Genomic DNA, 6326 nt, shown 5'->3' with positions numbered 1-6326 from the left:
GGAGCATCAAAAGCTAAGATTATCAAAACTACGCACAGAAAATCCTGAAGAAACACTACCCACAGAGGTAAGCCACGCAAACGGTAGAACCATCCCACTTGAACTAACTGGAGTACAAAGGCTAATAAACCGCCGACAATACCGACTACCCAGACATATCCCGTTAGTTCTTCGGCAAACTGAGTCACAGCAATACCAAGAATTGCTCCCACTAGAGGACTTAACACTAGCTGAACTATTTGCAAGACTCGCTGTCCTAATAGCTTTTTGGAGGCAAATAGTTCCACCAATGACCAGGTTGTCAAGATAGTCAGCAAGACTGGGGGATGAATCTGTGACAGTAACGGTACCTTCGACCACAGTTGGTCACTGTGGAGCAAACCAATTACCAACAGAGGCAGGGCAATTCTCATTCCTGCCGCAGCGGAAGCTGAGAGGGCGGCGAGGAGTGCAATCATGAGTGTAGTTACTTTGGCAAGAGGTTTAGTATAAACCAGTAAAGCTTAGCATAATGTAACAAAATATACAGTTTTTTTGTGATTAAATTAAATATAGGACTTACGAAGTTGAGTTGGTTTTGCCCCCCTAACCCCCCAAAATTGGGGGGGAATGATGTCAAAGTCCCCCATAATTGGGGGACCAACGGGGGCTTTGCGTAAGTCCTGAAATAACCAGGACTGGGTAAATGGTAAATATTGTTAGCTGGAGAAATAAGGCCATGTCTGAGTCATTATTTGCTGATGCCAGTAAACGATTGCAGAAATCATTGAAATATGTGTCAATTTCCGAGGATGCGATCGCACGCTTAAAATATCCCAAATCTAGTTTGAGCGTTTCTATCCCAGTCCGCATGGATGATGGCTCCTTACAGATGTTTCAGGGCTATCGGGTTCGCTATGACACCACCAGAGGACCAGCAAAAGGGGGAGTGCGGTATCATCCCAATGTTTGTTTAGATGAAGTCCAATCCTTAGCCTTTTGGATGACCTTTAAATGTGCCACCTTAAATTTGCCCTTCGGGGGTGGCAAAGGGGGAATTACTCTAAATCCTAAAGCCTTATCAAAGCTGGAGTTGGAACGGTTAAGTCGTGGTTACATCGATGCGATCGCAGATTTCATTGGACCTGATATTGATATTCTCGCTCCCGACGTTTACACCAACTCCATGATTATGGGTTGGATGATGGATCAATACAGCGTCATTCGCCGTCAAATCAGTCCAGGGGTCGTCACAGGTAAACCCTTGGCATTGGGAGGAAGTGTTGGTCGCGATACCGCTACCGCTACTGGCGCGTTTTTTGTGATTGAATCCATTTTGCCCAAATTTGACCAGCTGCCTCAAAATACCACCGTAGCCGTGCAAGGATTTGGTAATGCTGGTGCTGTGATAGCGCAACTGTTAGCTAAAGCTGGTTATAAAGTTGTGGCTGTCAGTGATTCTCAAGGGGGTATTTATGCCAAAAAAGGGTTAGATATTCCTAGTATTCGCCAATACAAAACATCCAGTCAAGGCATTAAAGCCGTTTACTGTCGAGGTAGCGTTTGCAATATTGTTGAGCATGAAGTCATTACTAATCAAGACCTTTTAGGGTTAGATGTGGATGTGTTGATTCCTGCTGCCTTGGAAAATCAAATTACCGAAGAAAACATTGATAATATCAAAGCCAACTATATCTTTGAAGTAGCCAATGGACCAGTAACCTCGACAGCTGACAATCGTTTGGAAGAAAAAGGCATCTATGTTTTTCCTGACATTTTGGTTAATGCTGGAGGTGTCACGGTTAGCTATTTTGAATGGTTACAAAACCGGAGTGGACACTATTGGAAGCTCGATGAAGTCCATCAGCGTCTGAAAGAAAAAATGCTGGAAGAAACCGAAACAATTTGGTCACTTTCTCAGGAACTAGCGGTTTCCATGCGCACAGCTGCTTATGTTCATGCTTTGAATCGCCTGGGAGACTCTCTGGATGCTAAAGGAACTAGGGATTATTATTGTAAAACTTGAGATGTAGCAGTTGTTAATTGGGTGAGGTACTTTGTAAGTATTCAGCTATCAGCTTATGCGCTACGCGCACGCTACGCGAACAGCCGTCAGCCTTCAGCCGTAACAGTTTGACCCGGTGGTGCGTTACGGGATGGACTGTATCAACACTGGCTACCAATAAAATTAGGGTGAGCTCATCCCTAACGCACCCTACGCCACTGATTTTTCTAGATTGGTGACAAGTTCATTTTGTCGGTAATTTATCACCAATCTAGTGACAAATCATCAGAAAATCTCTAATGGTTTGCTAATTATAACGTTTGAGAATTTTATGATTTTAGCAACAGCGTTATCTAGTTAGCGATCGCATACAGCGCAGCAGAGCATATCGCCAACTTATACACACAACGATCAAACGTTAATTTTCCCTCTGGTAGAGCAAGGCAAATTCCCAAATACCAATAATAGCAAGAGTTTGGTAATTTGATTAAAATTTATAAACAAACCCTTGACAAATAGTCTTTTTTATGAATTTAAACCAAGGCTAGATTAGCTGTTTTGTAACCATTCAGCTATCAGCTGATGCTGTTTTTACCCTGACCATCAGCTGTTGCTGTAACCAACGGTGTATTAATTGTGTCCCACTAGTTATCGAGGGTGTAAACTTAGTGTAAACTTGAATTTATTACTCCCTGGAGAAATTAATTATGCTAACTGAATTGCAGAAGCAGAAATTACCAAGATTGTTTGAAATGTATGACGCCGACAATAACGGTTTCATTGAGCAAGCGGATTTTGAGCGCTTCCTAGAAAGCTACTCTCAGCTTCGCAGCTGGGAGCCAGGCTCACCCAACTACAATTCCTTTCAATCGAAGTTAATGTCTCGTTGGGATAGTATGCAAAAGTTTGCAGACACCAATCGTGACAATAGGATATCTTTAGAGGAATGGTTGGTATATATCGAGAATATCCTTAAAGACCAAGGCGCTTATGAAGCGGAAATACGGGGCATCGCCGGTTTCGTCTTTAGCGTATTTGATACTAATGGGGATGAGCAACTGGATTTGGAGGAATACAGACAATGGTATCGAAGCGCCGGACGTGATGAAAATTTGGCTAACGAGGTATTCAAACGGCTTAATTTAAAGGATGATGACTCCATTTCTAAAGAAAAACATATCGAGCTGATCGATGAATTCTTCCGTAGTGAAGATCCAGAAGCACCTGGTAATTTTGTCTTTGGTCAAGGGTAGATAGAACGGTAAGCATATGCGCTACGCGCAGGCTACGCCAACAGCTATCAGCTGTCAGCCGTCAGCAAATCAACGGGAGGTAGTAAACAAGACGGTGCTGGTACGGCTGGTTGAAAACCCCTGCTCCTCTGATCCGACCCTGTGCAGTTAAAGCGCCTGCTAGCACCTCAAGTAGCACCATCTGTAGCGCATTAGCACCTCAAGTAGCGTGCGCGTAGCGCATTAGCTGATAGCTGACGGCTGAATGCTTACATAGAACCTTACAATATTCCTGTCACAGAAATGTTGCTAAGTAAGCGCCCAGTGTTAAAGGGGAAACTTGCTTCCCCTTTTCCCTACTCCCTAAATTCCCAATTCCCAATTGCTAATGATGCAGGTGCCAACTAGTTCCTTCGACAATATCAGTCCCACAGCGTTACTAGTGGCTTATGCCAGACAGTTTACCGACATTCCTTATGGGCAAGAATTAGCACAATTGGTTAATGCTCAAGCTTTCGTGGAGCAGTTACAAAAACAACAGTCTGATAAATCGTTTGAAGTAGCCGTTTTATTTGAAGGTCGGTATAAAGCTATCAATCAAGTGATGGCTCAATTTCAAAAAACTCAAATCCTTGAACTAGCCTCCGGCTTGATGCCACGGGGCATGGTAATGTCTGGTAACCCTTCTACAACTTTTATCGAGAGTGATTTGCCAGGGATGATAACGCGCAAACAGCAACTGGTGAAACAGCTAATTGGCGGACGCTCAAACTTGCACTTTGTTGGGATTGATGCCACTAGTCAACCCAGCCAATTACCTATCGATGTAGGTTATCTAGATTCCCGAACGCCCATTACTGTAATATCCGAGGGACTACTGCTGTACCTGACATTTAATCAAAAACAGCGGTTGTTTGCTAATGTCCGGGAGTTGCTTCAGGTTTATGGTGGTGTGTGGATAACCCCTGATTTAATTACAAAAGAATATTTGAGTAGGGTACGGCGAAATAGCCCAGCTTGGCAAAAATTGAGCCAGACAGTCAGAGGAATGACAGCCACCTCAGACACAGATACTATCTTTGACAATTTCGATCAGGTTAGACAATTCGTAAATGAGCAAGGGTTTCAGCTTCAGGGGTATAGTATGCTCAATGTATTAGACCAACTAACTTGCTTGCAACCCTTGGGGATTAATCCTGCTGTTGCTGAATCTATACTCGCGGATTCATTTGTTTTTGTGCTTACTCCCGACATCGGAAGTTAAATAGTATGTTAGATTGCATAGTGATTGGAGCAGGGCCAGCTGGTATAGTTACTACCAAAGAATTACTGGAGCAAGGTGTAGGCGAGGTAATCTGTTTAGAGCAAGCAGAGGATTTGGGAGGGGTTTATGCCAATGCCTACGACAGTTTAGTGCTGACTACATCTTGCGCATTTAGTATGTTTTCGGACTTCTGGATAGGTGATGGGAATCAGCACAAATTCTGGACAAAGAACGAAGCAGTTGACTATTGGAAAAGCTATGCCAAACATTTTGGTATTTTCGATAAAATTCGTTTCAAATCGAAAGTTGTAGCACTCACTAATGAAGAAAATCAAGGGTGGCAAATTCAACTAACCTCTGGAGAGATTTTGTACTCAAAACGGGTAGCTTTGGCAATTGGTAACAACAGTATCTCAAATTATCCAGAGTGGAAAGATTTATTAACTGAGGTGGAGTTTTCCCATTCCAAGGAATATCGTAATGCCGATAACTTTGTGGGCAAAACAGTATTAGTGGTTGGGGGAGGTGAGTCAGCTTCAGACATCGCCCTAGAAATATCTCGTGTCGCCAACAAGTGCTGGGTCAGCCTTCGCAATTCAACTGGGTGGATAATACCCAGGAAGAGAGGTGACTATGCTGCCGATACTGCTAGCCATCGCGGTGTATACGGTCTACCAAGGGACTATGGAGATGCTTTGAGCAAACTTATCTTCCGATTAGAGTTGAGCAAAAACGATCCAGTTCATGATACTATAGTTGAGCTAAATCAGAAGGTTAAGGCTAAAAAAGGGGTCTGGGGTACATACGGAACTAAAAATATCTCCTTACCCAAGGCAATTGTCTATCATGGCTGTCAAGTGGTCGGCGAAATAGTGAAGGTAAAAGATGGTGGCTCGACATTGATCGCGGCTGATGGGGAAACCCTTGAAAACGTGGATGCGGTGGTATTTTGTACCGGCTACAAAAACTATGTTTCTTTCCTACCTGAGCACTTGAGAACAACTGACCCCCGGAGTCTTTATAAACATATCTTTCATCCCCAGTATCGGGACAAAATCGCTTGGATTGGTTGGGCACGTCCGGCCATTGGCAGTCAGTTTCCTATTACGGAAATGCAAGCCAGATTTTTGGCCTTGATTTGTACTGGTAAACGAACTCTTCCTGCTTCTGAGGAAATGGAGCAGGTGGTATCTATAGATAAAGCGAAATATTTAGAACAGTTTGAACATAATGCTGCTCGGATCCGAAGCTTGCTTGATTATCATATATACATCGACGAGCTAGCTGATTTAATTGGTTGCAAACCGCCCTTGTGGAAATACTTTTTCTTACATCCTCGGCTCTGGTTTACCATCGTATATGGTCCGACGCAAGGTACCCAGTTTCGTTTACGAGGACCAGGCCAAAAGAAAGCCTTAGCTCAAGAGCTGATCAAGAAGTTACCGGTGATTCCCTTCAATAATCACGTTATCAAAGCTGGTCTAAGAGGTCGTGTGATTTATGGGTTCAAGGCTGTAGTTAAGGGGTTGTTGAATCCGATATATTTTGCTATGAATTTGGTGAGAAACAAAGGTCAATTAGGGTAAGCATATCCGCTACGCGCACGCTACGCGAACAGCGGTCAGCGGTCAGCGGTCAGCTGAAAATAAACCTCTTTAGGGAGAATTTAATAGTTCGAGGTAAGGTATCAGCTGATAAGCTGTTCGGCATTTAAATTGGTATAATAAAAATTAATAAATAACCCAATAATAGGAAATATGCCAGCAAAAAATTATCTGACACAAGAGCAAAAAACAATACTTCAAAAAGCCTTAAAAATAGAAGAAAATGGAAATATTAGAGAACG

General features: G+C 43.1%; 6 protein-coding genes. 5 read left to right on the top strand and 1 reads right to left on the bottom strand.

The features are described from left to right. Window positions 1-458, bottom strand: a 458-nt coding sequence (locus tag F6K38_RS33090) for a DUF4126 domain-containing protein (RefSeq protein ID WP_287359340.1), incomplete at its 3' end; no start/stop codon positions are given. Window positions 459-718: 260 nt separating this feature from the next. Here F6K38_RS33090 and F6K38_RS33085 point away from each other — a divergent pair. From F6K38_RS33085 to F6K38_RS33065, 5 genes are all read left to right on the top strand, one after another. Further along, window positions 719-2005 carry a Glu/Leu/Phe/Val family dehydrogenase gene (locus tag F6K38_RS33085; RefSeq protein ID WP_287359343.1) on the top strand — a complete coding sequence of 429 codons (1287 nt, stop codon included), beginning with the start codon at window positions 719-721 and terminating at the stop codon, window positions 2003-2005. A 686-nt stretch (window positions 2006-2691) separates the two neighbouring features. Beyond that, window positions 2692-3237, top strand: a complete 546-nt coding sequence (locus F6K38_RS33080) for an EF-hand domain-containing protein (protein WP_287359337.1) — start codon at window positions 2692-2694, stop codon at window positions 3235-3237. A 16-nt stretch (window positions 3238-3253) separates the two neighbouring features. Beyond that, complete coding sequence (locus tag F6K38_RS33075; RefSeq protein WP_267875741.1) at window positions 3254-3388, top strand: hypothetical protein; 135 nt, start codon at window positions 3254-3256, stop codon at window positions 3386-3388. Window positions 3389-3604: 216 nt separating this feature from the next. Beyond that, window positions 3605-4480 (top strand): class I SAM-dependent methyltransferase, encoded by an 876-nt coding sequence (locus tag F6K38_RS33070; protein WP_008184791.1) that lies wholly within the window; start codon window positions 3605-3607, stop codon window positions 4478-4480. A 5-nt stretch (window positions 4481-4485) separates the two neighbouring features. After that, complete coding sequence (locus tag F6K38_RS33065) at window positions 4486-6066, top strand: flavin-containing monooxygenase (RefSeq protein WP_287359334.1); 1581 nt, start codon at window positions 4486-4488, stop codon at window positions 6064-6066. The last annotated feature ends 260 nt before the right edge of the window (window positions 6067-6326 follow it).

It is taken from the genome of Moorena sp. SIO3B2 (genome assembly GCF_010692525.1).
Lineage (GTDB): Bacteria > Cyanobacteriota > Cyanobacteriia > Cyanobacteriales > Coleofasciculaceae > Moorena > Moorena producens.
The sequence above is the reverse complement of the archived record's forward strand: the minus strand, read 5'-3'. Positions and strand labels throughout refer to the sequence as shown.